This window comes from Streptococcus sp. DD12, from assembly GCF_001578885.1.
Classification (GTDB): domain Bacteria; phylum Bacillota; class Bacilli; order Lactobacillales; family Streptococcaceae; genus Streptococcus.
Window position 1 is genome coordinate 875,169 of sequence record NZ_KQ969495.1, and the last position, 26,268, is coordinate 901,436.

At 45.1% G+C, this 26,268-nt stretch carries 23 protein-coding genes; 5 read left to right on the top strand and 18 right to left on the bottom strand.

The genetic code is table 11. The features are described from left to right. Positions 1–115 precede the first annotated feature (115 nt). Both hslO and dusB read left to right on the top strand, forming a co-directional pair. A complete protein-coding gene (gene hslO / locus STRDD12_RS04050; RefSeq protein WP_066915386.1) occupies positions 116–991 on the top strand; it encodes an Hsp33 family molecular chaperone HslO in 876 nt (291 codons plus the stop codon). After that, positions 984–1,961, top strand: a complete 978-nt coding sequence (gene dusB, locus STRDD12_RS04055; protein ID WP_443031053.1) for a tRNA dihydrouridine synthase DusB — start codon at positions 984–986, stop codon at positions 1,959–1,961. The genes hslO and dusB overlap by 8 nt, the downstream gene beginning before the upstream one ends. Before the next feature lie 48 nt (positions 1,962–2,009). Here dusB and celB read toward each other — a convergent pair whose 3' ends face one another. The 6 genes from celB to STRDD12_RS04085 form a co-directional block, all read right to left on the bottom strand. Continuing rightward, positions 2,010–3,365: a PTS cellobiose transporter subunit IIC gene (gene celB, locus STRDD12_RS04060; protein ID WP_066915390.1), complete on the bottom strand. Its 1,356-nt coding sequence runs from the start codon at positions 3,363–3,365 to the stop codon at positions 2,010–2,012. A 25-nt stretch (positions 3,366–3,390) separates the two neighbouring features. Further along, positions 3,391–3,885, bottom strand: a complete 495-nt coding sequence (locus STRDD12_RS04065; protein WP_066915392.1) for a hypothetical protein — start codon at positions 3,883–3,885, stop codon at positions 3,391–3,393. 14 nt (positions 3,886–3,899) lie between these two features. After that, positions 3,900–4,211, bottom strand: a complete 312-nt coding sequence (locus STRDD12_RS04070; protein WP_066915395.1) for a PTS cellobiose transporter subunit IIA — start codon at positions 4,209–4,211, stop codon at positions 3,900–3,902. A 9-nt stretch (positions 4,212–4,220) separates the two neighbouring features. After that, positions 4,221–6,194: a BglG family transcription antiterminator gene (locus STRDD12_RS04075; RefSeq protein ID WP_066915397.1), complete on the bottom strand. Its 1,974-nt coding sequence runs from the start codon at positions 6,192–6,194 to the stop codon at positions 4,221–4,223. Between the two features lie 70 nt (positions 6,195–6,264). Continuing rightward, a complete protein-coding gene (locus tag STRDD12_RS04080) occupies positions 6,265–6,579 on the bottom strand; it encodes a PTS cellobiose transporter subunit IIB (protein ID WP_066915399.1) in 315 nt (104 codons plus the stop codon). Positions 6,580–6,815: 236 nt separating this feature from the next. Then, positions 6,816–8,249 (bottom strand): 6-phospho-beta-glucosidase, encoded by a 1,434-nt coding sequence (locus tag STRDD12_RS04085; protein ID WP_066915401.1) that lies wholly within the window; start codon positions 8,247–8,249, stop codon positions 6,816–6,818. Between the two features lie 218 nt (positions 8,250–8,467). On the opposite strand from STRDD12_RS04085, the gene STRDD12_RS04090 reads away from it, so the two are divergent. Then, the gene (locus STRDD12_RS04090; RefSeq protein WP_066915407.1) at positions 8,468–8,905 is read left to right on the top strand and encodes a LytTR family DNA-binding domain-containing protein; all 438 of its coding nucleotides are present in this window, start codon (positions 8,468–8,470) and stop codon (positions 8,903–8,905) included. Further along, positions 8,902–9,360: a DUF3021 domain-containing protein gene (locus STRDD12_RS04095; protein ID WP_066915408.1), complete on the top strand. Its 459-nt coding sequence runs from the start codon at positions 8,902–8,904 to the stop codon at positions 9,358–9,360. Before STRDD12_RS04090 ends, STRDD12_RS04095 begins: the two co-directional genes overlap by 4 nt. Positions 9,361–9,408: 48 nt before the next feature. Here the strand turns inward: STRDD12_RS04095 and gltX are convergent, their stop codons facing one another. From gltX to STRDD12_RS04155, 12 genes are all read right to left on the bottom strand, one after another. Further along, positions 9,409–10,869: a glutamate--tRNA ligase gene (gene gltX / locus STRDD12_RS04100; protein WP_066915409.1), complete on the bottom strand. Its 1,461-nt coding sequence runs from the start codon at positions 10,867–10,869 to the stop codon at positions 9,409–9,411. Positions 10,870–11,051: 182 nt separating this feature from the next. Further along, entirely contained in the window at positions 11,052–12,071 is a 1,020-nt protein-coding gene (gene adhP / locus STRDD12_RS04105; RefSeq protein WP_066915410.1) for an alcohol dehydrogenase AdhP, read from the bottom strand. A 157-nt stretch (positions 12,072–12,228) separates the two neighbouring features. Next, positions 12,229–13,365, bottom strand: a complete 1,137-nt coding sequence (gene dnaJ / locus STRDD12_RS04110) for a molecular chaperone DnaJ (protein WP_066915411.1) — start codon at positions 13,363–13,365, stop codon at positions 12,229–12,231. Positions 13,366–13,929: 564 nt separating this feature from the next. Then, on the bottom strand, positions 13,930–15,753 hold the full coding sequence (gene dnaK / locus STRDD12_RS04115; RefSeq protein WP_066915412.1) for a molecular chaperone DnaK: 1,824 nt from the start codon (positions 15,751–15,753) through the stop codon (positions 13,930–13,932). Positions 15,754–16,120: 367 nt separating this feature from the next. Beyond that, on the bottom strand, positions 16,121–16,657 hold the full coding sequence (gene grpE, locus STRDD12_RS04120; RefSeq protein WP_066915413.1) for a nucleotide exchange factor GrpE: 537 nt from the start codon (positions 16,655–16,657) through the stop codon (positions 16,121–16,123). A gap of 17 nt (positions 16,658–16,674) precedes the next feature. Further along, on the bottom strand, positions 16,675–17,709 hold the full coding sequence (gene hrcA, locus STRDD12_RS04125; protein WP_066915414.1) for a heat-inducible transcriptional repressor HrcA: 1,035 nt from the start codon (positions 17,707–17,709) through the stop codon (positions 16,675–16,677). 442 nt (positions 17,710–18,151) lie between these two features. Beyond that, positions 18,152–18,736, bottom strand: coding sequence for a glycoside hydrolase family 73 protein (locus STRDD12_RS04130; RefSeq protein ID WP_066915415.1), 585 nt, complete (start codon positions 18,734–18,736; stop codon positions 18,152–18,154). Beyond that, complete coding sequence (locus STRDD12_RS04135) at positions 18,733–19,509, bottom strand: D-alanyl-D-alanine carboxypeptidase family protein (protein ID WP_066915416.1); 777 nt, start codon at positions 19,507–19,509, stop codon at positions 18,733–18,735. Before STRDD12_RS04135 ends, STRDD12_RS04130 begins: the two co-directional genes overlap by 4 nt. After that, positions 19,509–20,198 (bottom strand): histidine phosphatase family protein, encoded by a 690-nt coding sequence (locus STRDD12_RS04140; protein WP_066915418.1) that lies wholly within the window; start codon positions 20,196–20,198, stop codon positions 19,509–19,511. Before STRDD12_RS04140 ends, STRDD12_RS04135 begins: the two co-directional genes overlap by 1 nt. Positions 20,199–20,474: 276 nt before the next feature. Next, positions 20,475–22,091 (bottom strand): GBS Bsp-like repeat-containing protein, encoded by a 1,617-nt coding sequence (locus STRDD12_RS04145; RefSeq protein ID WP_066915420.1) that lies wholly within the window; start codon positions 22,089–22,091, stop codon positions 20,475–20,477. Positions 22,092–22,176: 85 nt separating this feature from the next. Beyond that, on the bottom strand, positions 22,177–23,109 hold the full coding sequence (locus STRDD12_RS04150; protein ID WP_066915422.1) for a manganese-dependent inorganic pyrophosphatase: 933 nt from the start codon (positions 23,107–23,109) through the stop codon (positions 22,177–22,179). Between the two features lie 157 nt (positions 23,110–23,266). Further along, complete coding sequence (locus STRDD12_RS04155) at positions 23,267–23,884, bottom strand: hypothetical protein (RefSeq protein WP_066915424.1); 618 nt, start codon at positions 23,882–23,884, stop codon at positions 23,267–23,269. A gap of 214 nt (positions 23,885–24,098) precedes the next feature. Here STRDD12_RS04155 and STRDD12_RS04160 point away from each other — a divergent pair, with 214 nt between their 5' ends. Continuing rightward, positions 24,099–26,246: an LTA synthase family protein gene (locus tag STRDD12_RS04160; RefSeq protein WP_066916221.1), complete on the top strand. Its 2,148-nt coding sequence runs from the start codon at positions 24,099–24,101 to the stop codon at positions 26,244–26,246. The last annotated feature ends 22 nt before the right edge of the window (positions 26,247–26,268 follow it).

Genomic DNA, 26,268 nt, shown 5'->3' on the forward strand with positions numbered 1-26,268 from the left:
ACCTTATTAGTTTTTGTGATAGGTTTTCTTTTTACCGATAACCGGTTATTATTTTGACTAATAGCACTAAGCCCGCATCTCCCTGCTCTCCATGCGATGTGGTATAATAAAAGACATGGATAAATTGATAAAAACACTTTCTGAGAACGGCCATTTGAGGGCCTATGTGCTTGACAGCACACAAACCGTCCGAGATGCACAAGAAGCCCACCAGACCTTGTCTAGCTCGACTGTAGCTTTGGGTCGGACACTCATTGCGACACAAATCTTAGCGGCCAATCAAAAAGGCGACAGCAAAATCACGGTTAAAGTCATCGGAGACTCTTCCTTTGGCCATATCATCTGTGTGGCAGACACACACGGTCACGTTAAAGGCTACATCCAAAATCCTGGCGTTGACATCAAAAAGACCGCCACAGGTGAAGTTCTAGTTGGGCCTTTCATGGGAAGTGGCCACTTCATCGTCATCACGGATTACGGCACGGGACAGCCCTACCAGTCTATGACACCGCTCATCAGTGGAGAAATCGGTGAAGATTTGACCTACTACCTGACCGAGAGCGAGCAAACCCCGTCAGCTGCTGGACTTAATGTCCTTTTAGACGACCAAGATAAGGTCAAGGTTGCCGGTGGCTTTATGGTGCAAGTCCTCCCTGGTGCTACCGAAGAAGAAATCAGCGCTATGGAAAAACGCATCCAGAATATGCCAGCCATCTCTACCTTATTGGCGTCCGAAGACCATATCGAGGCACTCTTAGCTGCCATCTATGGTGACCAAGCCTACAAACGTCTGGCTGAGGAACCGCTGAGTTTTCAGTGCGATTGTTCTAAAGAACGCTTCACGCATGCCTTGGCCTCCCTGCCTCTATCGGAGCTTGAGACCATTCGTGACGAAGACCAAAAGGCTGACATCACCTGTCAATTTTGTGGCAAATCCTACCACTTTGACCTAGCAGATTTGGAGGACATTATCCGTGAACAAGATGCCTAAATCCTTCTATATTGGCGATGTGGAAATTCCTAACCGCACCGTTTTGGCTCCCATGGCTGGGGTAACCAATTCCGCCTTTCGCACCATTGCCAAAGAGTTTGGCGCTGGCCTAGTCGTCATGGAAATGGTCTCTGATAAGGGAATTCAGTACAATAATGAAAAAACCCTCCACATGCTCCACATCGACGAGGGCGAGCACCCCGTTTCCATCCAGCTTTTTGGGAGTGATGGCGAAAGCCTGGCTCGTGCCGCCCACTTTATCCAATCTCATACCAAGACAGACATCGTAGACATCAACATGGGTTGCCCCGTCAATAAAATTGTCAAAAACGAGGCTGGTGCCATGTGGCTCAAGGACCCTGACAAGATTTATCAGGTCATCACCACTGTCAAGCGTGAGTTGGACCTGCCACTGACCGTCAAGATGCGAACAGGCTGGTCAGACAATCACCTGGCGGTTGAAAATGCCCTGGCTGCTGAAAGCGCTGGGGTAGCAGCCCTGGCCATGCATGGACGCACGCGGGAACAAATGTACACTGGAACTTGTGACCGTGAGACTCTGGCCAAGGTAGCTAGTGCCTTGACACGCATTCCTTTCATCGCCAATGGCGATATCCGTACCGTGCAAGATGCTCAGTATATGATTGACAAAGTCGGTGCGGATGCTGTGATGGTTGGGCGTGCTGCCCGCAACAACCCTTACCTCTTCGAGCAGATTAGCCACTATCTCCAAACAGGTGAGGAGTTGCCTAACCTGCCATTCGACAAGATTTTAGATATCGCCTATGAGCACCTCCGTCGACTGGTGGCCCTCAAGGGAGAAAGCATCGCAGTCCGTGAATTCCGTGGTCTGGCTCCCCACTATCTGCGCGGTAACTCTGGCGCTGCCAAAATGCGAGGAGCCATTTCCCAAGCCAGCAGCATGGCAGAAATCGACACCATCTTTCAAGCAGCCCTAGCCAATACATAAAAGATTAAAAAAAATCCTTGAGACAAGTCTCAAGGATTTTTAACTTCTCTAACTTTCAGCTTCCCGCTCTTCTTTGACCAACTGACTATCATACCGACGGATAAATGGGAGATAGACGAGAAAGGCAACCAAAGCTGTAACCAAGGATAAGAGGGCTGCGCGAAGGTCAGCTGTTCCTAAGAAAGCTCCAATACCAACTGGAGTTGGCCATGGCACCTGCGCTATAACTGGGCTAATCCATTCTAAGGCATTAGCAAAGTAATAAACCGTTGCTGTAACCATAGGAGCCAAGATAAATGGAATAGCTAAAGCTGGATTATAAATAATTGGCAGACCAAAAATTAAAGGCTCATTGATGTTAAAGATAGCTGGAACAACTGAAGCCCTTCCGATAGCTTTTAGTTGTTGAGAACGCGCTGCAAAGGCAATGTAGATACACAAACCTAAAGTGGCACCAGAACCTCCTGCAATCACAAACATGTTAGAGAATTCCCCTGCGACAGCCAGGTGCGTCCCTTGAGCAGCATTTGTCGCCATATTAGCCAATGCGATTGGATTAACAAAAGCAAAGATGATATTAGCACCGTGAATCCCAACAATCCATAGTAATTGCGTCAGCAAATAGATAATCATAATACCAATCCAAGTATTGGTTAAATGAGATACAAAACCAAAAGGAATGGAAATCACATTAAAAATGTCAGTACCAAGAACGACTAATAGCCCATTGATGATAATAACCGTGAAAGCCACTACAAAACCTGGGACCAGAGCTGTAAAACCACGTGATACCCCTTCTGGAACAGAGTCCGGCATCTTGACAACCCAGTTGTGTTTGACACACATTCTGTAGAGAAGAACTGTCACAATTGCCATGATAATGGCTGTAAAAATACCCGTCGTTCCAAAACGTGCCACACCGTTGTTCATGGCCCAACCATCAGCAACCACACCACCCTCTTCTAGGGCAACGACAGCAGCCATGACTCCTTTATCAAAAATGATTTGAGGGACAGTCATGATAAAAGCCATCAAGGCAAGAAGAGCACCGTTCATTGGATCCATGTTTAGTTCTTCTTCCTCAGCATAAATCTTTGTGAGTTCAAAAGACAAAGAGAGCACAAAATAGAGTGATAAAGACCCCATGGTAGCATAGTTAGCGACCATATAAAGCGATGTAAATTTATCAAATGAAGCAGCGAAAATATCCGCTACAATAGGCCAAAATGAGAAGGCCTGTGGTAAAATGCTAAAAACCAGGAACATAGACCCCACGATGGTGAAGGGAACCGCAGCCATACCTGCTGCAGTGATCGCCCGGACAATTTTTAACTGAGCTAATTTCCCCATTGGACCCATGACATGGTTTTCAAGAAAACCAAACAAACCACCTTGTGTTTCCATAATACAACCTCCTAAAGATTATTTTTTAAATGGTTTTAACCAGTTGCTGGTAACGCTGATAAGCTCTGTCTTCATTTCGCAGAATAAGTTCTATTCTTCGTAGATCAAGGACACATAGAAGCGTTCCTAAACTGACAAGGATGAAGACAAAAGCAAGGGCATTCGTATTGTTGGCAAATACCGGAAATAGTCGCGTCATCTGACCAAATGCCACTAGCACTAAAAGCAAAATTTGTACGACAAGTTGCACCTGAAAAGCTACTTGCGTCCACCTCAACACCACCTTTTCTGAGCTGTAAAGACGAAATTGCTCCGCGCTGGCTAAACTTGTTAAAGCAATTACCGCTACTGGTAGACAAGCAAATAAGCTTAATTTGATAAAAGAAATCATTAACCAATACATATTAGCGAAAAAGAAAAGTGCCAGTGAATAACGCAAAAGGAGATAGCGGTTAAAGCGCATATTTCTTAACATTGACTCTTTTCGATGCACTTCTACTGATTTATTTTGTAGTGACATGTGGAATCCTCCTATTAAAGCTTTTTATAAAGCGATAACATTTCACGTGCCACTTCATGCAATGTCATCGTGGTCATCAGGTGATCTTGAGCATGAACCATGATGATTTCAATCTTGATTTCAACACCACTAGCATAATCCTGTAAAAGTTTTGTTTGCGCATGATGAGCTTCCAAAATTTCTTCGTTAGCTTGATCAAGTATTGTATCTGCCTTAACATAATCTCCTTCTCGCATCTTGCTAAAGGCTTCGTGGACGGAGGTTCTAGCCGTACCAGAATGCAGAATAATATTAAAAGCAGCAACTTGTAATTCTTCTTGATTCATAAGAAACTCCTATTCTATTGTTTGAAAAATTGTCATAAATTCTTGAAAATCGTTAACCTCTAATAACTGCTCTTGAATCTCCTTATTTTCTGTTAGGGTGACTATCTTCTTTGTAATTTTCATCAAATCATCATTTCCATAGAGAGATGGCGATAGTAAAAAGACTAGTTGAACAGATGCATGACCGTCATCCCATTTTACGCCATCCTTGATGATGGCAACTGCTACTCGGTGATGTTTTGCCAGAGCACGACTAGGATGTGGGACAGCTATTGTGTCTGAAAAGACCACTGAACTCATCTCCTCGCGCTGTTTAATCAGTGCTAGCATGTCATTTTGAAAATCAGATTCCTCATCGTTAGCAAGTCTTTCTACAAGTGTTCGCAAAAGTTCCGTTTTGCTGATTCCCTGGGTCGTCAAGAAATAATCTTTTGAAAAATATTTCTCCAAAAACACTTGACTCTTAAGTGGATAATGTGTCTTTGAAGATAGTGGAAATCGACGAGGGGTAATCGACTCCAATCTTTTTTTAAGTTCTTCTACCTCATGGGTTTTAAGAAAAACGCTAACTGTGACAGATGGAACCTTAAAAATCAAATGAGATAAGTCTATCGTCGATAAGATGAGGTCAATCCCCTCAAGCCTCTCGTCAGTAATATCATAGTAACCAACGACATCTCTTATAGCGATACGATTTCCAAATTCATTTTCTAAACGATTACGTAACATCTGCGCCGAACCAAAGCCTGTCGAGCATATGACTAGAACTTGAACACGATTTTCATCCTTTCGTCGCTCAATAGATGCCATAAAATGCAAGGTGACATATGCGATTTCATCATCACTAATATTTTTATCTTTAAAATTTGGTAAGTGATACAACACCTCTTGGGTCAAATAAAAAATATCAGGGTACTGCTCACATATATTGGCCTTCATCGGATTTTCTAGATGAATGCCATTTTTCAAACGAACATCTAGTGTTTCTAAATGAAGGAGAACGCCTTCCATAAACTGATGATCACTACTAAAATGGTAAATGTCATCCAGACCAAGAGTTTCCAAGGCCTGAACCAACTCAATACGCAAACTATCAGGGTTGACTAAACTACGATGAGATAATTCCTCTTTAGAAAAGAGGTGCAGGGCAATGTAATCTATTTCTTCTAAAGGAAATACGATAGCTACGGCCTCTTCGATACGATTCAGTATTCTTTTGGCCACCTGCTTTTCTTTTTCAAATTCTCCACCTTCTAAATGGATAGGAGCCATCTTAAAGCCCTTTTGCAAGCGCTGAATAGCAAGGGCAATATGAATCACCAAATTCTGAATAACAAAATCTGATAAACGTAACCTAGCTTCTCGGCACTCCTCTAGAACAATCAATGTGAGATCATCTAGTGTTAAATCCTTGGGTAAGTTCAGTTGATTAACATAGTGATAAATTGTTTTCCGAAAATGGCCACCAAAGAAATAAGATAGGATGAAACGTCTTTTGTCACGTTCACTACCTAGCACATAAATCCCTTTATTGGCCTTACTTTCAATCGTTAAATCAAAATTAACCAATAATTGCCGGATACTCTTAAAATCATGCGATAAGGTCGATCGACTAACATAAAGTTCGTCTGCTAAATCATCCAGATAAATATTGTCTTGTTCAAACAAAAGTTTATGCAAAATAGCATTAATTCGGTCTTCTTTATCTTCTCCAATTTCCTCCAGATTAGGTTCTACCAAACCGCTAGCCAGCAGAAAAGTCTGATAATCTTTTTCTTTATCATGAACCAGACGATAACCTGACCCGTGTTTGGCTTCTAATGCAACTGGTTGAAATCTCAGCACACTTTGAATGGACTTGATATAGTTTCGGACAGAACGGTCTGAGCAATTCAGTTTTTCAGCAAGTGACTTACTTGTGACAAACTTTTCCTTGGCTTGAATCAACTCATAGAGTAAGGCCTTTTCTTTTTTACTAAACACGTGTGATACTCCTTTTCATTTGCAGAAATTCAAAGATATCATATTTTGTGTGTTTATGCTCGGATTCTCTTTAAATATTGTCGCTAATCAAGTTTGCCATCTTTTCGATTCCCATTGGAATGGGAATGTAAGCTTGCGGAGGAATTTGAACCACTGGTTTTCCGACTTTAGCAGCTGCTTCTTCAAATTGTTTAAAATACATTTTTGTCTGTGGACTAATGAGATACAGATCAAAATCCGCCTTATCGATGGCTTTTTTTCCTTCTGTCGCACTAATAGCGTCAACCTCTATATCCTGGTTTTTGCCTCTTAAAAACTCTGTTGTTTTCTTTGCCATCAAAGATGAAGACATACCTGCCGCACAAATAATTAATGCTTTTGCCATAATAATTAATCTCCTTTATTTTTCTGGTAACCTTATTATATATAAAAGCGCTTTCATGGACCATCCTCATTTTTTCCGCTTTATTGCGGAAAAAGTCACTCTAATCCCAGATTATGACTTTTCCTGAAACTAGGGGCAACTACACTTGAGGCAATACAAAAAAATCTAGCTCCTCACTAGATTTTTTTGTCTCTTGCGAATTTATTAAAACAACTGAGATAGAAGCCGTCTTTTAGCTAGAGGTTTCTACCATTACTTGCGATAACTTCCTTGTACCAGGCATAGGATAATTTAGGTGAACGCTTATAAGTTCCCTGACCGTCATCATCCTTGTCGACATAGATGAAACCATAACGCTTACGCATTTCACCTGTACCGGCAGATACCAGGTCAATACAACCCCAAGGTGTATAGCCCATGAGATCAACTCCATCTTCAACAACCGCTTTTTTCATCTCACGGATATGAGCCCCCAAATAATCAATGCGATAGTCGTCATGAACCATACCATCCGCTTCAACCTGGTCAATAGCGCCAAAGCCATTTTCTACGATAAAAAGTGGCAGGTGATAGTGGTCTGTAAACCAGTTTAAAGCATATCGCAACCCTTCTGGGTCAATTTGCCACTCCCAATCAGATGCTTGCACATAAGTATTTTTAACCAAATCCTCTGTTTCAATATAGTCAAAGTAAGGATTATTATCCCGATGAGAATCAATAGCAAATGACATATAGTAACTAAAGCCAATATAGTCTACAGTACCCTCTAAAAGATCTTCCTTGTCTTGCGGAGTAAAGTCAACCGAAATCCCTTTACGCTCCCAATACTTTAATATATGTTCGGGATACTTCCCGAAAACATGCACATCTGTAAAGTAATAACGTTTTTGCATAGCTTTCATGGCCATGAGGATATCTTTAGGCTTGCAGGTTGCTGGGTAAATAGGACACATGGCAATCATACAGCCAATGTGAAAGTTTGGGTTAATAGCATGACCAATTTTAACAGCTTTTGCAGAAGCTACCAACTCGTAATGTGCAGCTTGGTACATAATAGCTTCACGGTCATCTCCATCCTCATAGACAATGCCGGAATTTGTAAATGGGGCAAAGTCTTCTTGGTAGTTGGCTTGGTTGTTGATTTCGTTAAAGGTCATCCAATACTTAACCTTATCTTTATAGCGCTTGAAAACGACCTCCGCAAAGCGAACAAAGAAATCAATGACCTTGCGGTTCTTCCAACCACCATACTCAGTCACCAAATGATAGGGCATTTCAAAGTGAGACAAGGTGATAACAGGTTCGATACCATGTTTGAGACATTCATCAAACAAGTTATCATAAAATTGCAGACCTGCTTCATTAGGTTCTACCTCATCCCCTTTTGGAAAAATACGTGTCCAGGCAATGGATGTCCGAAAACATTTGAAGCCCATATCCGCAAACAGCGCAATATCTTCTTGGTAACGATGGTAAAAATCAATTGCTTCATGATTGGGATAGTATTTTCCTTCGAGTACGCCTGGCGTAATCTCGCGGGGAACACCATGGCTAGCCGCTGTCATCACATCTGCTACACTAATTCCTTTGCCACCTTCTTGCCAAGCTCCTTCTAGTTGATGGGCGGCTACCGCACCACCCCACAAGAAGCCATCTTTGAATGTTGCCATAAGACATACCTCCTTAAATCTGTTCACTTTACATTATAGCCAAGATATTTCCGAATGATAAGCGCATCTTTTTCCACTACAAAAAGGAAAATCTCCCCACCTCAACCACTTAATCAAGTAAACTGACCACATAAACAAGAGGCCTTGTTTTACTGGGCCTTTTGAGGTTTAATAAGGATGAAGCGAGGGCCACCTCGCGAAAAAGAAAGGTTAGCATCATGAAAGTTGAATTACACATCGACCCACATTTGAGCGAGGAGACAGCCATCCTCCAAGGGCCTGAACGCTCGACAAATCTCCAACAGGTTGCGGATTTTATCCAACAGCTCGAGCAAGAATCTCGGCTAAAAGCCCGTCAGGGGGAAGAACGCTACCTGATAGAAGCCCAGCATTTCTACCGTATCTATGTGGAAAATCGTCAGGTCATCGGCCAGACCGCCACAGAGACCTATATCCTGACAGGCCCCCTCTACAAGGTCAGCCAAGACCTCCCGCATTATTTCCTCAAAATTTCGCAGTCAGAGCTTATCAATACCAAACAGATTGACCACCTGCATTTTACCCCGAGCGGCTCTGTCGCAATTCACTTAAGCAATGACGCCATCAGCTACTCATCTCGGCGTTACCTCAAAAGCATCAAGGAGGCTTTATCATGAAAAAACATCTCACTAACGGACTTATTGGTATTCTCATTGGCATCATCGTCTCTAGCATCTTCTCACTGGTCTATGCCCCTGAAAGCTATTACCCCCTCAATCCTTTCTCAGGTATTGGCCAATGGTTTGACCAACTCCAGATTCATGGCAGCCTCGTCATGCTCTACTGCACAGTCATCTGGGCCGCCATCGGTCTTCTCTTTAGCTATGCCGATACGCTCTATCATAAGGAATGGAGCCTCCTTCAGGCCACCCTCACCCATTATGCCCTGACCCTACTCGGCTTCGTTCCCCTAGCCACACTGGCAGGTTGGTTCCCAGCACAGCTCTTCTTCTACCTGAGTATTATCTTAGAATTTAGCCTTATTTACCTAGTGGTTTGGGGAATCTCCTACCGCAAAAATGCCAAAAAGGTTTCTGACATCAACCAGCTTCTCGCTAAAGACAAGCACTAATCGCTAAAAAAATCCATGGCTCCAATCGGAGGCATGGATTTTTTGCTTTTATTTTGCAATTTCTGTCAACATATTGTCGATATGCTGGATGGATTTTTCACGGCCAAGCAAGAAAATGGTGTCTGGCAACTCAGGGCCATGCATTTCACCGGAAACCGCGATACGAATTGGCATGAAGAGGTTCTTACCCTTGATGCCGGTTTCTTTTTGAACAGCCTTGATTTGTGGGAAGATGTTTTCCACTTGGAAGTCCTCATCCGTCATGGCTTCAAGTTTGGCTTTGAAGGCTTCCAGCACAGTTGGCACGGTTTCGCCTGCCATAACTTCTTTCTCAGCTTGGGTCAATTCTGGGAAGTCAGCAAAGAAAAGGTCTGTCAAGGGCACAATTTCATCAGCTGATTTGAGCTGTGGTTTGTATAGTTCAACCAACTTTTCTGCCTTATCTGTCAGACGTCCTGCTGCTTCCAAGTAAGGCTTGCAGAGAGCAAAGACGGTGTCAAAGTCCGCATGTTTCAGGTACTCATTGCTCATCCAGTCCAGTTTCTTTTGGTCAAAGGCTGCTGGAGACTTGCTGAGGCGGTTTTCATCAAAGAGTTTGATCAGCTCCTCACGAGAGAAAATCTCATCCTCGCCACCAGGGTTCCAGCCCAAAAGGGCGATGAAGTTAAAGACCGCTTCTGGTAGATAGCCTTTTTTACGGTAGTCCTCGATAAATTGCAGGGTGTTGGTGTCACGTTTAGACAATTTCTTCCCTGTCTCAGAGTTGATAATGAGGGTCATATGACCAAACTGAGGGGCTTCCCAGCCAAGCGCTTCATAGACCATGAGCTGTTTAGGCGTGTTGGCAATGTGGTCATCCCCACGGATAACATGGCTGATTTGCATGTCATGGTCATCAATAACCACGGCGAAGTTGTAGGTTGGGTAACCATCTTTTTTCTGGATTACCCAGTCCCCACCGATGTTGCCACCTTCAAACTCAATGTCACCTTTAACCATATCCTGCCACTTGTATATGCCAGATTCATTGACAGCCAGACGAACAGTTGGAACAATGCCTGCGGCTTCACGCTCAGCGATATAGGCCGCTTTTTCAGCTTCGCTCATGCCCAAGAATTCGTTGATATAGCGTGGTGTTTCACCAGCGGCTTCCTGACGTTCCCGCTCTGCAGCTAATTCTTCCTCTGTCACATAAGACTTATAGGCTTTGCCTTCCGCTAGCAATTGGTCGATATATTTTTGGTAAAGTGCCAAACGCTCAGATTGACGGTAGTTCTCATGTGTTTCAGGGCTCTCATCCCAGTCAATACCTAACCAACGCAGGTTTTCCAGCTGAGAACGCTCCCCGTCTTCGACATGACGCTTGCGGTCCGTGTCCTCAATCCGAATGACAAAAGTTCCCCCATAATGACGGGCATAGAGGTAATTAAAGAGCGCTGTTCGCGCATTTCCGATGTGTAAAAGGCCAGTTGGGCTTGGTGCATAGCGCACACGAATCTTGTCTGACATGTTGGTCTCCTTGTTTTATTCACTCCTTACTATTATAGCAAAAAATTCAGCAGACCGCTCAGACAGTCACAGTAAAAATGCAGAATTCCTCATCAAAGGTCAACTGCTAGGGCCTAAAAGCATGTCTTCAAGCTTGCGATAAAGTAAAAAGGTCAGGGAAAGCGAAACCCGACCTTTTTGTCTTATTCAGCTGTGAAATCTAAGACCTTGCGGCCTTGGATACGACCATTTTCCATGTCGTCAAAAATCTGTGGCGCTGTATCGACTGGACAAGTTTCCACAACTGGAACCACCAGACCTTGTGCCCCAAAAGCAAAAGCTTCTTCCAAATCTTTACGTGTTCCCACCAAGGAGCCTACGACACGAATACCATCTAGAACCGTTCTAACAATGCTAAGGTCCATGTACTCAGATGGCAGACCAACTGCAACCACGGTGCCCCCAGCTCGTACAGAGTCGATGGCTTGGTTGAAGGCGACCTTAGACACGGCTGTTACGACAGCGGCATGCGCTCCTCCAGTTTGTGCCTGGATAGCCCCAGCCACATCGTCCACTTCACGGCCATTGATGGTGATGTCTGCCCCCACTTCTTTAGCCAAATCTAGCTTGTCCTGATTAATGTCAACCGCTACCACTTGCGCATTGAACACTTTTTTCGCATACTGGACCGCGAGATTTCCCAAACCGCCAGCTCCAAAGATAACCACCGTTTGTCCAGGACGCAAGTCGGCTTCTTTAAGTGCCTTATAGGTCGTCACGCCTGCACAGGTAATCGAACTCGCTTGAGCAGGGTCGAGACCTTCAGGCACCTTAACTGCGTAGTCTGCCGTCACTTTGGCGTATTGACTCATGCCACCATCGACACTATAGCCGGCATTTTTGACCTCACGGCAAAGGGTTTCACGCCCAGTGGTACAGTATTCACAATGGCCACAGCCTTCAAAAAACCAAGCAATCGATACCCGGTCACCTGGCACCAGCGTTGTCACACCAGGTCCTACCTCTTCAACGATTCCAATACCTTCATGTCCCAAAATCCGTCCAGGCACTTGACCGAAATCCCCATGGGCCACATGCAAGTCCGTGTGGCAGACACCACAGTATTCGACCTTAACCAAGGCTTCACCATGACCGATGGTTGGTTTATCCTGTTCCACAACAACAACACCATTTGAGGCTGGATTGACAACAACTGCTTTCATGATTTTTCTCCTTTTCTGGTAAATATAGAAAACGTTTACATCTATAAGTCTACACCTTTTGCAATTTTTCTGCAAGAGAAAATGTGATAAAAATCACAATTTTAAAAAGAAAACAACAGCCACTGGCCAATAAAAAAAAGAGCCTTTCAGCTCTTTCTTATTCACCTTCTAAGACATCCTTGACCTTATCAAAGAAGCCTTTTTTCTTTTGTGGAGTAACACTGTCACCACCCGCCGCAGCAAAGGCATGTAGGGCTTCTTTTTGGGCGTCATTTAAGTTGGTTGGGGTTACCACACGTACGGTCACGTGCTGGTCACCAAGGCCTTGTCCACGCAACTTCGGTGCCCCTTTGCCACGCAAGCGGAAGGTCTTACCAGTCTGTGTTCCCGCAGGGATGGCCAAATCAACCGCCCCATGCACCGTTGGCACTTCGACACTATCCCCTAAGGCTGCTTGGACAAAGTTAATATCCAAGGTATAGTAAATGGTCGAACCATCACGTTCAAACTTATTGCTTGGCTTGACCGAGATGACCACATAGAGGTCGCCATAAGGGCCACCATTGATTCCCGCTTCACCTTGCCCTTGCAAACGGACTTGTTGACCAGTCTCTACCCCAGCAGGGATTTTAACTGATACCTTGTGGGCTTGTTTTTCATGGCCTGAACCGTGACAGGTTGGACAAGGGTTCTTGATTTCTTTTCCAGTACCGTGACAGACATCACAAGTCACCTGACTCCGCATCATACCGAGTGGTGTCTGGCGATCCACATTAATCACACCGGCGCCATGACAGCGGCTACAGGTCTCAGGATGAGAGCCAGGTGCTGCCCCAGAGCCCTCACAGGTATGACAGGTCGCTTCACGATTATAACGGACTTCTTTTTCTGTCCCGAAAATCGCTTCTTCGAATTCCAAGTTGACCCGATATTGCAGGTCATCCCCCTGACGTGGGCCGGCAGGATTCTGCGCTTGACCGCCACCGCCAAAGAAACTAGAGAAAATATCTTCAAAGCCACCAAAACCTGCACCGTCAAAGCCACCAAAGCCACCTTGACCGCCAAAACCGCCATTAGCTCCCGCTGGCCCGTATTGGTCATAGGCTGCCCGCTTTTGTTCGTCCCCTAAGGTCTCATAGGCTTCTTGAATGTCTTTATATTTCTCTTCAGCCCCCGCTTCTTTGTTGATATCTGGATGGTACTTTTTAGACATTTTACGGTAGGCTTTTTTGATCTCATCTTGAGAAGCGCCCTTAGACACCCCCAGACGATCGTAGTATTCTGTATTGTTCATTTGTAAATACCTTTTGTTATTGTTTTGATAATTTTCTTAGGTGGTGGGGACGTAAGCGACCTCTTGCAGAGTTCCATTCCTTATTTTTGAACCCAAGGCTTTCAAAAATCCCCTCGTAAGAGTAGCAGGACTACTCTTACTCTCACCACGGCGAAACTTATCAGATGAGCGGTCTTCGACCGCATTGCTATCGCATACTATCCAAAAACAGAGGCTGAGTTGCAACCTCTGGATTTGTGAGTATAATTTCTTAGCTAAGCGCCTAGAAATGTTGATGAAACAAGAACCACCTTGGTGATTAGTCACTCTCAACCCGATACGACGTGAGATTTTCGAAACGATATCTTTCGAAAATCAAGCTAGTAAGGCGTTTAGGCAAGTCGCCTTAGCGATTGCCGTAGAACGACAATCACTTCAGTGATTAGTCGTTCTCAACCAGTTACGACGTGAGATTTTCGAAACGATATCTTTCGAAAATCGAGCTAGTAAGGCACCTAGGTTGACCGCTAATAGCGGCAACCGTTAACTGATGAGCTACTTTTAGTAGCCATCAGTTTTGGTGAATTATTTCTCCGTAAAGTCTCCGTCTACGACGTCATCACCTTTGGCATCTGAGCTTTCAGCACCTTCAGCGCCTGCTTGGGCTTGTTGGGCTGCTGCAGCTTGTTCGTAAAGTTTTACAGCCAAGGCTTGTGCTTTTTCGTTGAGGGCTTCGAGTTTAGCCTTCATGTCGTCCAAGTTGTTGTCTTCTTGGGCTTTCTTCAAGTCATCAAGGGCTGATTGAGCGGCATCACGTTCAGCGTCAAAGCCTTTGCCTTCTGTTTCCTTGATGGTTTTTTCTGTCGCAAAGATGGCTTGCTCAACTTCGTTACGCAAATCAACTTCTTCTTTACGCTTAGCATCTGCTTCAGCATTAGCTTCGGCATCTTTCATCATCTTGTCGATTTCTTCATCCGTCAAACCAGAGTTTGATTGGATAACAATGGTTTGTTCTTTTTGAGTTCCCAGGTCTTTAGCCTTAACAGATACGATACCGTTTTTGTCAATATCGAAGGTAACTTCGATTTGAGGCACACCACGAGGCGCAGCTGGAATATCAGCCAATTGGAAGCGTCCCAAAGTCTTGTTGTCCGCAGCCATTGGACGTTCCCCTTGAAGCACATGGATGTCAACGGCTGGTTGGTTATCTGCCGCAGTTGAGAAGACTTGTGATTTAGACGTTGGAATCGTTGTGTTGCGGTCAATAAGTTTTGTGAAGACACCACCCATCGTTTCGATACCAAGTGACAATGGTGTTACGTCAAGAAGGACAACGTCTTTGACATCACCTGTGATGACACCACCTTGGATAGCAGCACCCATAGCCACGACTTCGTCAGGGTTAACTGATTTGTTTGGTTCTTTACCAGTTTCAGCTTTCACAGCTTCTACAACGGCTGGGATACGAGTTGAACCACCAACCAAGATAACTTCGTCAATGTCTGACAAGCTAAGACCAGCGTCTGAAAGGGCTTGACGAACTGGTGTCTTAGTCCGTTCAACCAAGTCACGAGTCAAATCATCAAATTTTGCACGGGTCAAAGTCATTTCCAAGTGAAGTGGTCCAGCCTCACCAGCAGTGATAAATGGCAAGCTGATTTGTGTTGAGGTCACACCTGACAAGTCTTTCTTAGCTTTTTCAGCTGCGTCTTTCAACCGCTGCAATGCCATCTTGTCATTTGACAAGTCGATGCCGTTTTCTTTCTTGAATTCTTCAATCATGTGGTCGATGATTTTTTGGTCAAAGTCATCCCCACCAAGTTTGTTGTCACCAGCAGTTGCTAGAACATCAAAGACACCATCACCAAGTTCCAAGATTGAAACGTCGAAGGTACCACCACCAAGGTCAAAGACCAAGATTTTTTCATCTTTATCTGTCTTGTCCAAGCCGTAAGCCAAGGCTGCAGCTGTTGGTTCGTTGACGATACGTTCAACTTCAAGACCAGCGATTTTACCAGCGTCTTTTGTAGCTTGACGTTGGGCATCGTTAAAGTAAGCTGGAACGGTGATAACCGCTTTGGTTACTTTTTCACCCAAATAATCTTCCGCGTAACCTTTCAAGTATTGCAGAATCATCGCTGAAATTTCTTGTGGCGTGTATTCTTTGCCGTTGGCAGAAACTTTTTCAGAAGTACCCATCTTAGATTTGATAGAGATAATTGTATCTGGGTTTGTTACTGCTTGGCGTTTGGCAGCATCACCAACGATGATTTCACCATTTTTAAAGGAAACAACTGAAGGGGTTGTGCGGTTACCTTCTGGGTTGGCAATGATTTTTGGTTCTGTTCCTTCAAGAACAGCGACAGCTGAGTTGGTTGTTCCTAAGTCAATACCGATAATTTTAGACATGTGTTTTTCTCCTTGTTGTTTTTTCTTCTTTTTTGATATTTCCCTTAAGTGGTGAGGACGTGAGCAACTCCCTCCGGGATTTCATCACTTATTTTTGAGCCTATTGTCTCAAAAATCCCCTGTTTCAGTAGCACAAGCTACTGAAACTTTCACCACGGCGAGAAATATCTTCCTTGCAAGCCTCCGGCTTGTTTCTTATCTTTCTTTATAGTTTAGTGTCATTTCGGACAAGTTTCCAATGTATTTATGTTACGACACGAGGAGTCGAAATCGATATTATTTCGACGACGAGTTAGTAAGGAGGCTAGGCAAACGCCATAGCGATTGCCGTTTTCTGACGAGTTGCTTTAGCTACCGTCAGAATTGCCTAGTTATACACCACTACCATGGCTGGTCTTAGGACACGCTCATGGAGTTTGTAGCCTTTTTGGAAGACTTGGGCAATCGTGTCAGCTGGGTGTTCATCGTCAGCTGGAAGCGTTTGGATAGCCATATGAAAGTTATGGTCAAATTCGCCTTCTGCAGGAATTTCTTCAATCCCTTCTTCCTTGAGGGCATGGACCAAGCTTTCTTGCACCATCTCCAATCCTTTTTTAACGTCATCAGTCAGACCCTCAACGGCAAGGGCACGTTCCAAGTTATCCAAGGAAGGCAGAATAGCTTTGGCCAAGTCTTGGCTCCGATATTTCTGTAAGGTTTGGCGTTCTTCATTGGCACGGCGTTGGATATTTTGCATCTCCGCATGGGCACGCAGATACTTGTTTTCATAATCTTCAGCACGCTCATTGGCCAAGTCCAATTCCGTCTTTTCAGGACTTTTGGCCCCTTCTTCGACCACTTCTTCAGACTGAGTCTCTTCGGTGACCTCTTTTGTCACTTCTTCTTGCTTGTTTTCTTCTGACATAAGTCGCCTCCTTTAGTTTAATTTACTTCGTAATGGTTACTATTTAAGTAACGGTAATAATCGTTGAGTTTGAGAGAGAGCACCCGACTGACGACATTTAGCAGGCTAACGGTTCGACGATAGTCTTGCTCAATGGGGCCGATAACACTCAAAAGCCCATAGCCCCGATAAGGAATCAAAAACTGATGGGTCATCAGACTCGCTTGCGCCAAACTAGGTTCCTGGCTATCAGCCACCGTGATGCTGACCAGCTCATTATCGACAAGATGTTGACGAATGCAGTGAGCCAAGGCCTGCTTACGGTCTACGAACTGATAAGCCTGACTGCCCGAAAATTCCAAGGTGGCTAATTTGTTAGAGACCATGATGGTTTCCTCAAAAAGATTGGCAAAAATAAAATCAAACAAATCCAAAACATTGTCTGTCGTTGTAAAATATTTCTGAATAATTTGAGGAATTTCGGTACGAAGCTTGTAGTGAATTTCCAGAACCTTTTGCCCCTTAAAACGGTCATTGACCAGCTCAACCAAGGTTTCTAAGTCCTTTTGAAGAAAATTCTTTGGCACCGCAAACTGCACAGTCACCGTCCGACTGTCATCTAACATCATAACGGCCAGGGCATCGTGGGCACTCAAACGTACAATATCAAATCCTGTTAATCGCTGCCGTGCAGGCTCTACGTCGATAACTACCCCGACATAACCTGTCAGCTCAGCAATAATTTGCGCTGCACGCTCAAGAATATCTTCTAGTCTAAAGGCTTCGAAATCAAATATCTTTACCACCCGATAAACGTCAGCCTGATTGATACTGGACACATCCAAGCTATTTTCTACAAAATATTTGAATCCTAAAGAACTCGGCAAACGCCCGCTAGAGGTATGCGCCTTCTCTAGAAGACCAAGCTTTTCTAGCTTAGCCATATCATTTCGGATGGTGGCGCTGGAGGACTGAATGCTATCCTGCAAGGCTTTGGAGCCGACAGGCTCGTGTGTCTCCAAAAAGAGATCGATAATCTTATTTAAAATGTCATTTTGACGCTGAGTAATCATATCAACCTCCTTCTAGCACTCTACATACACGAGTGCTAAACTTTATGGTTCTATTATACCCTAAACTATCTCACTGTCAAGCCAAAAAACCAAAAAATTAGCACTCTTTTTAAAAGAGTGCTAAAAATCCGTCTTCAGACTGAGAAAATACCATTCGAAACAACACAGCAAGTTAAAATAAGGCAGTGGTCTCTGACCCCGTCCGTACGCAACTTAGGGCCTGATTCGGGCTTTTTTATTTTCCTTTTCTATCTAAGAAAAGGCGCTTGGACTTTCGAAAGCTAGCCATGCTGTTTTGATGCCTAGCTGTCCTAAAAGGTTTTAAATGTGGAGCTTTACGACTGACCAAACTTAAGCTAGGCCGTCCGACAGGAGTCCCTACCGCCCATCATCACCTCAGAACAGCCATAAAAAAAGTTCCCTCAAAAATTGAGGGAACTTTTTAGTTGTCATATTGGGTCAACCGGTAACGGCTGATAATATTGGTCAGCTTATTGGTGTAGTCTGGGTCCGTGGTGTAAGAGGACGCCGCAAGAAATTGAGCAGCCTCATCATTGCTTTTGTGGGTCACCAGATTGGTGTAAAGGCTATCTCCCCATTGCCCTGACTTTAAGGCATCCATATAGGCATCCATGCTGTCTTGCCAGCTGGCATAAACCGTATAGTAGTTAGGGCGACTTGTCCACCGATTGTTTTGATAGACTGACTGCAAGAGAAGCACCGCATGCGGGTTACGACTGGTCGTCATCCCATATAAATTGTGATACTTAGAGGCTAAAAGCGTCCCCCCATAGTTCGAGGATAAGGCTGCCTGACCGATAAGCAAGGAAGCCTTTATGCCATAGGCCTTTGACAAAAGCTGGGCATGGGGGGCTACCTGTTGGATAAACCGTTGAGGGTTCTCCTTGGCATGGACGACTTGCGTCGCATGAGGCGGTTGGCTGGTCAAAATCAAGGGCAAACCTATCAGTAAAACGGCCAAGGCCAATAGAAGACGCCCTCCCTTTACAGATAAATGTCGTCTCACTGGCGGCCCTCCTTCTGCAAGAGTGCTACATATTCTTCTAGACTAAGATTGTGTTGAGTCATGTATTTGGCGTTGGCAACACCCACATAGCGCCAGTGCCAATCTTCATAACCGACACCTGTTGAACTGGATTTATCACTGGCAAAACGCAGGACAAAACCATAGTCAGCCGCAATGGCTTTCAACCGTTCAACCACATTGGGGTCACTTTCATTGAGACTATTAACGGTGGACATATCAATGGCAAGACCTGTCATGTGTTCGCTGGCACCAGCTGGCTGGGAGTAGGTTTTGACTTTTTCTTCGGCTTGAGCCTGGGTCAAACTAGGGTCTGCGGCCATCTCTTGAGCCACATAGCTGTTAAAGAGTTCTTCTTGATAAGCCACGCTACGGTAACCCGAAATCAAGTGTTCCTCAGGCGCAATAGCTTGGGCTGCTGCTAGAAAATCACGCACATTTTGCGCAATCCTGCTATCGACCGAAATCCCATCAATCTCTGTCAGTTCAGGGTTCATTTCGCTAGTGATATGGTCACGATTGACCAAAACAAGGTCCCAATCACTGGCTTTCACACCAGCTGGCAGGTCTGATTGGGCAGAGGACGACGACGTCGTGACGCTTGAGGCAAGCGATGCTTGAGCATTCTTTGTCGCTTGCCGGCTCTCATGTGTGCTAAGAACTAGAAAGATTGCCACTCCCAGCACCAAGACTGCGACAGCTAAAATACCCTTACGGTGACGCAGGACACGTCCCCATGAAATTTTTTCTTGCATCATTTCTCCTCAATGCGTTTTCGGCCCAACTGACGATAAGACATATCGCCAACGGCCTGTATGTTAAAAGCACCTGCCTCGTCATATGTGACAACAGAAACAGAGCCATTGTCCAAGCCCAAAGAAACAGGAATCTGTTCATCAATCAACCATAAAAAGGTCCCTATGGTCATGCCATGACTGACCACCAAAGCGGTATCCCCGCCACTGGCTTGTGTAGCCTTGGCTAGGTCAGTAAAACCTTTGTAAATACGGCTAGAAAGGGTATCCCAATCCTCAGCCCAACTCGCCGTATCGACGGCACGAATCCCTTGGGCTAACTCTGGCCGTGTCAACTCTGTGATTGGTCGTTTAAACACACGCGGCAAAACCCCATTAAACAAGGTCCCGTCATAGTCACCGTCCAAACTACCAAAACACCATTCCCGTAGCCGCCAGTCTCGCTGATAAGGAATCTGTTCACAACCCATTTCCCGACGGATGATATCCATGGTTTGGATGGTTCTGCCACTATCACTCGAAAAGGCCAGGTCTGGCCTAACCCCACGCGCTTTGAGTCCAATCCCTAACTCACGGATGCCTTCTTGACCTTCAGCGGTCAATGGGGTATCACTCCAACCCTGCGCACGTCCGATGGTGTTGAACATGGTTTTCCCATGTCGTGCAATGTATAAGGTTACTTGACTCATGGCCCATCCTCCTCAATATTTGCTTATATTATATCATATCTGGAAGGGTTTCGATAAGCCATTTCCCCGAGATTGATGGCACAAACCAATCGCTGACCCTGACCCATAAGAAAAAAGCCTAACCCTCAACGTTAGACTTTTCCCCTAGGAATAAATTAAGATCTTATCCAGACGATTCATCTGAACACCTTAAGTATAACACCCTTCTGACAAATGTCAAGTTGATGTCAAAGATATTTCCGTTTTATGACGTTATTCGTGCATATTCTGTCTTTTTTAGTTTGGATAAATGTAGGCGACACTTCCTCCCCAAGTCGGACCTGTCGGGTCAAACCAGCCCCGATAATCATTGATGGTCATGTTGCCAGCGTAGTTAGATTCTTGAACTTTGATACGGTTGGTTGAGGCAACCGCTGTAACGTAGGCGACGTGTCCATAACCACCCCCATCATGGTTCCATACGGCAATGGCACCCACAGCAGGTTCAGTTCCCACTCTAAAACCTAAACTCGCAGCATTCGTCAACCATTGGTTGGCATTTCCCAGATAATTAGGAATCCATGGCGCTAAATTTTTAACACCCCAAGTACACTGGCCGACGGGATAGGTATTGGTCTGCCCCATATAAGCCGTAATACGAGGGGCCGCGCCTGTCGCTGCGTCCTGTCTAGGTTGCAAAGTCTGGTCATCCAAGATAAAGCCCTCTTGACTGCCATCGCTATAGGTGACGTAGGCATGCGTATGGTAAGTTGTCGCTTGTCTGATGTCCTGGGCTAAGCTTTTTTCCACTTGCGCAAGACCCGCTTGTGCCTTTACCCCATACCACTGCAAATCAGACTGGTCTGAGGCAGACCAAATGGCAAAATCGACCGATGTCAGATAACGGCTATCCGCTGTTTCTGCCACCTTGGCTTGTAAACTTTGCCCTTCTGCCACCACTTGTGTTGTCCTTGTCACAGGCTCATAGGACGTTACTGGAGATACGGTAAAATCTATGGCGCCCACTCCCAAAGTCGTGGCTAAGGGGGAGTCTAGGTAAAGGTGGCTGCTGTAAGTTCCCGTAACATAGCGGTGATTTTTAATGGGCAAGTCCAAGCGGTAGGTATGGGCATCAATCGGCTCTGCCTCATACCATATGATGTCGTCTTGCCCCTGCTCTTGGCTCCAAGTCGGCAAAGACAACTTAGTGACATAACTAGGTACACCTGAAATCGTTAGCTGGTAATGGGTATCTTTCAGAGCTGACACGGTCACCTGAGGTTGCGGGGGATTCACCACCTGGCTCTGCGCATAGCCAGCCAGCAAGTCATTGTCCCGATAAACATAGGTGTGCAGATGGTAAGTCCCATAATCCTTATGGTTAGCTAGAGGTACAGCCACGGAGCTCGTCCCGTCATACCAATGCAGGTCATCTTGACCGTTGGCATCCGACCAGACCGCCGTTTTGTAGTTAACTCCCTTATCCCTAATCGTCTGCTGAATGGTGAAAGATGCATCGTCCATACTGATGACAGGCTGGGTCGCCTCGAAATAGGTTTCCCCTAAGTCGTAACCAATCTGACGACCGTCACTCAATTGGACGTAAACATGGCTGATGTAATGCCCAGACAAACTGCCATGGTCGGCAAGGTCGATGGTCCTTTCCCAATTTCCTGTGTCGCTGACGTCAAGCGCTTGCCAGACCAAATCATCCTGACCATCTTCTTTTGACCAGACAGCCACCTGCGCTCCAACAACCGTCGCCTGCTGAGGCAGGCTAACCTGGTAACGCCCTGCCTTGCCATCAAGCGATTGAATAACTGGTTTTGCGCTTTCTTGAGCTTCTACGCCCGATGACACGAAAACCGTACTCAGCACCAGACCAGATAGTAAGTATCCTTTAGCTAATTTCACAAACTTCCTCCTTGGTTCATCTACTCATCTATTCGAAAATCCAAGGAAAAACAAAAAACCACCCAAAGGGCGGTTTAAGAGAGGCTTAGCCTTCAAAGCTAGCTGTCAATTGTGGCACCACTTGTTTCTTACGTGAAACAGCACCTGGTAAAAAGGCATGGTTATTTTCCAAAGCAAAGTCAAAGGCTGCTTCAACCTTGTCTGGGTTAGCGCCTAGCGCCAAAATTTCAGAGTTAGAGTTGACGATGTCTGTAATCATCAAAACAAAGTCTGAATAACCATTTTCAGCATTGGCTGCTTCAATGGCTGCTTCAATCTCAGCTTGGCGTTCTAAAACTTCGGCAATATCAACTGTGTTGACTTGAGCTACCCGAACCTTATTGCCTGCCAACTCAAAAGTCTTAGCATCAATATCAATCAACTCAGCTGCAGACTTGCTGGCCAGATTGGTCCCTGCTTTTAAGAGGGCGAGGCCGTAAGTTTCCAAATCTACCTCAGCGATAGCAGCGAGTTCACGCGCCACTTGTGGGTCACTGACATGGGTAGTTGGTGATTTGAGCAAGAGCGTATCTGAAATCAAACCAGATAAGAGCAGGCCAGCCACAGCTTTAGGGACGTCTACTTGGTTTTCCTTGAACATGCGGTAAACGATGGATGACGCTGAACCGACAGGTTCGACACGCATGTAAAGTGGATTAGCCGTTTCAAAGTTTGCCACACGGTGGTGGTCGATGACTTCTGCCACTTCAACGTCTGCAATATCTGCGATGGATTGTTGAAACTCGTTATGGTCTGTCAGGATGACTTGTTGCGCGCCTTCAGCCTTTGCAGACGTCACCACGCGAGGCGCTTCTACGCCAAAGTAGTCCAAGGCGTAAGCCGTTTCTTCATTAGGTGCGCCAAGAGCTACGGCTTCTGCCTCAAAACCTAATTGGCGTTTCAAGTAGGCATACCCATAAGATGAGCCAATCGCATCAGAGTCCGGATTTTGATGACCAAAAACTAAAATAGTTGACATGTCGATACCTCGTTCATTTTTTTCACCTCTCATTTTATCAGAATTTTAAGGCGAACGCAAAGAAAGCAAAAAAGAGCAGGTCGTGCTCTTTTAATTCACCTCGTCTTCAAAAATGGCGAGTCTTCTTGCTCCCTAGTAAAAAAGGACTTAGAAGGCCTTACTTATCTTGTGGCAGGGCATCACCACTCGTTTTTGAGTCTGTTTGACGGTCCATAGCTATCACCTCTATGGTTGAGCTAGGGCTTTCATCTAAGATAGTGTCAGCTGAAACTGCAGAAAAGTTAGTCGCCTCTTCTTCCTCGTCGTCCATATCCTCTTGCCATTCTGCCAAGTGCGAACGCCGTCTTTTCGTCAACCAGTAGCCAAAACGCAAAAGCCCTCGCCAGATAAAGACAAGCAGACTAAGCAACAAAATGAGTACTTGTTCACCCAAGACACCGACCAAGGCCCAGGCCAAGAAAAGGGTCATGAGAAACTGGGGAAAAAGACGACCCAGACCTGCCTTGTCCTTGCTATAGGTTGCCAATGTTTCAGCAAAGAGGTCCAAAATCCCCCGTAAGAGGGTATTCTGTGGTGAGGCGCTATCTTCCATGGCTAGGATATCGGTTTCCTGCTGTGCTGGGACAAGCAGGACGATATCGCCATCTTCATAGAGTTCTACCTTATCACCCAGAGCAATTGAAAAATCTGCTGCTTCCCGTGGGACCCGCTTTAAACGGCCATCGTCTTTGGCTAAAACAATAAAATCATCACTAACTTTTAGTACCTTAAACATGCCAAACTCCATTCTTATTTAAGAGTATACTAAGCCTATCTGTCTTTGTCAATATAAGCCAAAACTGTAATTGCTTCTCTCAGTTCTTAGGAAGATGCCCCGTTTATTTGACCCCGTCAAAATTGTGGTATAATGAAAAAAACTTTTGGTTAGAAAAAGGATTTTTCTTATGACTATTAAAACGAATGAGACGCCAACTAAGGCTAAAAGCACTCTGGCTCGCCTTGGTAAAAAACTTTTGGCGCTGTTCAACACTCGCCTAGGTCTGGTGTGCTTCTTACTGCTTATCTACTGGCTCAAAACCCTTTTTGCCTATTACACACAGTTTGAACTCGACTTTACCGATGGCCAACAAGGTGTCTATCAATTTTTCATTAGTTTATTCAACCCTCTGCCACTCGGTTTGTTGCTTTTAGGGATTCCCTTATATTTCAAAAATAGCAAAGTTTTCTACACACTAGAGATTGCCATTTACCTCTTTTTAAATGTGACCCTGATTGCAAACGTTATCTATTTCCGTGAATTCACTGATTTCATGAGTCTCAATACCGTTCTAGCATCAAAAAGTTCTGCTGCCGGTTTGGGCGATTCTTTTGCCAATCTGATTGAACCCATTTATATCGTCTTTATCCTAGACTTTATTGGACTGATTGCTTTGGTGCTGACGAAAAAACTCAAAAGTGATAAACGCGATTTCGGAAAACGCCCTAGCTTTGCCATCACAGCTCTTTCTTGTTTACTGTTTTCTGCCAATCTATTTGCTGCAGAAATTGACCGGCCACAGTTGCTCAGCCGAGGCTTCTCTAACACTTATATCGTGCGGGCCCTAGGTTTTCCAGCTTTTTACGCTTACAATACCTACCAGCTTTACCAAAATAACCGCGTACGGTCAGCCGCCTCAGCAGATGACCTAAAATCCGTGGAGGCTTACGTCAAGAGCCACTACGCGAAACCCGACCCTGCCTACTACGGTATCGGTAAGGGACGCAATGTCATTGTCATCCACCTCGAGAGCTTCCAGCAATTTCTCATCGATTACCACTTGCAGGTCAATGGGCAATCTTATGAAGTAACCCCGTTTTTAAATTCTCTCTACCATTCCAACTCAACCTTGGCCTTTTCAAACTTCTTTAATCAGGTCAAGGCTGGTAAGACGTCTGATGCCGAAACCATGATGGAAACTTCCCTCTTTGGGCTCAATCAAGGTTCCTTCTTTGTCCAATATGGTAGCACCAACACGCAACAAGCGGCACCAGCTATCTTTGGTAACCTCGGCTACACGAGCGCTGTCTTCCACGGAAATGTCGGCTCCTTCTGGAACCGTAATGGAACCTATAAGCAGTTAGGATACAATTACTTCTTTGATTCCACCTATATGACCAAGATGACGAATGAAAATTCCTTCCAATACGGGCTCAATGATAAGATCATGTTCAGGGACTCCATCAAGTACCTCGAGCACATGCAACAGCCTTTTTACACCAAGTTCATCACCGTATCCAACCATTACCCTTATACGAGCCTGCCAAATGACGAGAAGGGCTTCCCTCAGGCACAGACCGACGACGAAACCATCAATGGTTACTTTGCAACGGCCAACTACCTAGATACCGCCGTAAAGAACTTCTTTGACTACCTTAAGGCTGCAGGCCTCTACGATAATTCTGTCATCGTCCTTTATGGTGACCACTATGGTATTTCCAACTCACGTAACAGTAGCCTAGCGCCACTGGTCAACAAAAATTCGGAAACCTGGTCTGATTACGACAATGCAATGATGCAGCGCGTGCCATACATGGTTGTCGTTCCTGGCTTTACGGGCGGTAAGATTTCCGATACCTATGGTGGTGAGATTGACGCCTTGCCAACGCTTGAACATATCATGGGAATTGACAACAGCAAATATATCCAGCTAGGACAAGACCTCCTGTCTCCTGATAATAAACAAATCGTGGCCATGCGAACAAATGGTTACTATGTGACACCGCAATACACCAGTTATGGGGGTAAACTCTACAACACCCAAACGGGTGAACAAATTACCAACCCGGATGCCTCAACCCAAGAGGCCGTCACAAAGATTCGGGCAGCCGCTAAAGAACAGTTGGCTATTTCTGATAAGATACAAACCGGCGACCTTCTTCGTTTCTATAAGGATTCGGGCATTAACGCTGTGGACCCAAGCAAGATTTCTTATGTCAAGTCCTACCAGGCCTTGACCAAGATTGAAAAAGAAAAGGGCGACCAGTCGACATCCGTTTACTCCAAACACGGTAACCAATCCACACTGGATCTTTACCAAGCGCCTACCTACACGACCATCAACGGGACTGCTAGCTCATCAACTAGTAACACCCCTTAAAAAAAGAGCCTGAGAGTTGACT

Coding starts and splice junctions, on each gene's coding strand:
- STRDD12_RS04135 (WP_066915416.1), bottom strand. CDS start 19,509: ATGCAAGAAAAAATTTCATGGGGACGTGTCCTGCGTCACCGTAAGGGT.
- STRDD12_RS04080 (WP_066915399.1), bottom strand. CDS start 6,579: ATGGCAAAAGCATTAATTATTTGTGCGGCAGGTATGTCTTCATCTTTG.
- adhP (WP_066915410.1), bottom strand. CDS start 12,071: ATGAAAGCAGTTGTTGTCAATCCAGCCTCAAATGGTGTTGTTGTTGTG.
- STRDD12_RS04065 (WP_066915392.1), bottom strand. CDS start 3,885: ATGTCACTACAAAATAAATCAGTAGAAGTGCATCGAAAAGAGTCAATG.
- hslO (WP_066915386.1), top strand. CDS start 116: ATGGATAAATTGATAAAAACACTTTCTGAGAACGGCCATTTGAGGGCC.
- dnaJ (WP_066915411.1), bottom strand. CDS start 13,365: ATGAACAATACAGAATACTACGATCGTCTGGGGGTGTCTAAGGGCGCT.
- STRDD12_RS04070 (WP_066915395.1), bottom strand. CDS start 4,211: ATGAATCAAGAAGAATTACAAGTTGCTGCTTTTAATATTATTCTGCAT.
- STRDD12_RS04085 (WP_066915401.1), bottom strand. CDS start 8,249: ATGGCAACATTCAAAGATGGCTTCTTGTGGGGTGGTGCGGTAGCCGCC.
- STRDD12_RS04150 (WP_066915422.1), bottom strand. CDS start 23,109: ATGTCAACTATTTTAGTTTTTGGTCATCAAAATCCGGACTCTGATGCG.
- dusB (WP_443031053.1), top strand. CDS start 984: ATGCCTAAATCCTTCTATATTGGCGATGTGGAAATTCCTAACCGCACC.
- STRDD12_RS04090 (WP_066915407.1), top strand. CDS start 8,468: ATGAAAGTTGAATTACACATCGACCCACATTTGAGCGAGGAGACAGCC.
- grpE (WP_066915413.1), bottom strand. CDS start 16,657: ATGTCAGAAGAAAACAAGCAAGAAGAAGTGACAAAAGAGGTCACCGAA.
- celB (WP_066915390.1), bottom strand. CDS start 3,365: ATGGAAACACAAGGTGGTTTGTTTGGTTTTCTTGAAAACCATGTCATG.
- dnaK (WP_066915412.1), bottom strand. CDS start 15,753: ATGTCTAAAATTATCGGTATTGACTTAGGAACAACCAACTCAGCTGTC.
- hrcA (WP_066915414.1), bottom strand. CDS start 17,709: ATGATTACTCAGCGTCAAAATGACATTTTAAATAAGATTATCGATCTC.
- STRDD12_RS04095 (WP_066915408.1), top strand. CDS start 8,902: ATGAAAAAACATCTCACTAACGGACTTATTGGTATTCTCATTGGCATC.
- gltX (WP_066915409.1), bottom strand. CDS start 10,869: ATGTCAGACAAGATTCGTGTGCGCTATGCACCAAGCCCAACTGGCCTT.
- STRDD12_RS04140 (WP_066915418.1), bottom strand. CDS start 20,198: ATGAGTCAAGTAACCTTATACATTGCACGACATGGGAAAACCATGTTC.
- STRDD12_RS04155 (WP_066915424.1), bottom strand. CDS start 23,884: ATGTTTAAGGTACTAAAAGTTAGTGATGATTTTATTGTTTTAGCCAAA.